Origin of the sequence: Vibrio genomosp. F10 str. 9ZD137 (assembly GCF_049974785.1) — a bacterium.
Lineage (GTDB): Bacteria > Pseudomonadota > Gammaproteobacteria > Enterobacterales > Vibrionaceae > Vibrio.
In genome coordinates this window covers 1-1903 of sequence record NZ_JBNGCJ010000611.1, presented here as the reverse complement: position 1 = coordinate 1903, position 1903 = coordinate 1, and the positions used below count along the sequence as shown (strand labels likewise).

Sequence of the window (1903 nt, the reverse complement as noted above, 5' to 3'; positions counted from 1 at the left end):
ACGAGCTTCGAGCCTGAAATCTAATTTTTTAACCTGCTTATAATTAGGCTACTCATGGCTGCGGAATCATGCCATTGATAGCGCATCACAGACCAGAGTTTCGGTCATTCTGGTACTCATTGACCAACTCACGACTTGCCGCGAGTACGGGTCGATAACATATCCAGCCTTCGCTTGTCACTAGATAGGTGATATCTACAGCCTATTTGGTGCTGTCGCATTATAACGTCTTGATCTGGCAAGTTTGGGGGGGAACAGGAAACCTATGCTTACGGTCTGTCGTACATTTGAACTTACGGGTTGCCACTCAGCTCTGGCGCTTAATGCCCGCTGCGATCGTAACGTTAAGTGACTTTTTGGTGATTATAAATCTAATAATATACCCCCACTGCGAGAAGCCTCAAGCACCTTAGCCTCCGCATAATACCTTCAACACTTAAAGCAACACATAGTAAAAATGCCACGCGTTTCAAATCAATTTTAAGCAACTTGTTATATGCATTTCTGCTGTGGAACCCATATATACCCTTGCGCAGCGTCACCATAAGTCGCACTTGACGTTCTAATCTGGTATAGCCCCGCGATATACAAACAAACGATTGCATCTAAAGCATCCTCGTTACTTTTGAGGGCTCTACCTTTTAAGTTCTCAATATAAGGTGCTGAGAGAAGTCCTTTGACATGTTCCGGAATTTTCAGCGATAGAATACTTGATTGTTCAAGAGCCGCTATGAAACTTGCTAGTTTAATTTGACCCGCTTTTTTATCTGCTACACAACCCTTTTTATAACTAAGTCTTTCTGGCAAGCCAAAGCATTCAATGATGGCAGGATGAGGATAGCACTCTATTTGCCATAGTTCAGAAGCTAAATGCTCGTAACCTAATGACTGCAAAGATGATGACAGATTTACACTCAAGGCGTCAGGATAGAGAGACAGATTTGAAGTGTGACAAGAAGCCTTTCTTGATCCGTAATCGCGACTGAGTGATTTCTCACACTCTCTTTGCCCAGTTTGATTCTTGATTACCAAAGGAGCATCGATTGCTATCCCAGATATTTCTTTTTGGTTAGCGATTACCTCTAGAATATTGGACATACCCAAGATAGCAGGCTCCAGCTGTTCGAGTATTAGATTACTTCCACCTAAGCTCCCTATAGCAATAGCTGACGGGTTCTTATCGCCTTGCCAGGCCAAGTCGATTCCTGCTAATTTCATAATTTCCTCTTTCTTGCACATAACGCCGAATTTTTGCGAATTCCCTCATAATTAACTGTAAAAACAATGAGGTAGATGCGCATCGCTGCCCTTGATCTAATGTATATCGCCAAACACACATTTAAATCAAATGGACTAACGATACGCGATATTCAGATTCTACAGCAAACCAGCCAAAAACACTCCGCTACACATCTTTACCAACGCAGTGCGAAGGAGCCTTGGTTACTCGGGACTAATGTCCCTCGGTATATCTTAAACGAAGTACAAATGACCAATCTTTACGCAAAACGAATGCAGATAGAAGAGGCATTCCGCGATCTAAAAAGAACGGCTTACGGGATCGCGCTTCGTCATAACAGAACTCGTTGTACTAAGCGGTTAGATATCCTCCTTCTTATTGCGTGGCTCGCTGAAATTTTGATGTGGTGGAATGTACTAATTGCAGTACAAGCTAAGTGGCATTTTGACTTCCAAGCCAACAGCCTTAAACACCGCTGAGTCCTATCAATCCCTCGCCTCGGAAGAGAAGTGCGGAATCATCGGCGATACAAGATTAATGAATCTCAATACCAATGGGGAATGTTCGAATATCAAAGGATCACACAATGCAGAACTGGGGAAATTATGAGGGGATCCGTCAGCGCTCTGTTAAGCGGCTAATAAACAACCACTTAACTTAAAA

The 1903-nt window shown here is 42.9% G+C and carries 2 protein-coding genes and 1 pseudogene; 1 reads left to right on the top strand and 2 read right to left on the bottom strand.

All coding sequences use genetic code 11. The features are described from left to right. Positions 1 to 69: 69 nt before the first annotated feature. Positions 70 to 304: pseudogene (locus ACP45E_RS14855) on the bottom strand (IS3 family transposase); the annotation flags it as partial. A 188-nt stretch (positions 305 to 492) separates the two neighbouring features. After that, positions 493 to 1218, bottom strand: a complete 726-nt coding sequence (locus tag ACP45E_RS14850) for a DUF429 domain-containing protein (protein ID WP_017037660.1) — start codon at positions 1216 to 1218, stop codon at positions 493 to 495. A gap of 75 nt (positions 1219 to 1293) precedes the next feature. Between ACP45E_RS14850 and ACP45E_RS14845 the strand changes: the two genes are divergently transcribed. Continuing rightward, entirely contained in the window at positions 1294 to 1719 is a 426-nt protein-coding gene (locus ACP45E_RS14845) for a transposase (RefSeq protein ID WP_017037661.1), read from the top strand. The last annotated feature ends 184 nt before the right edge of the window (positions 1720 to 1903 follow it).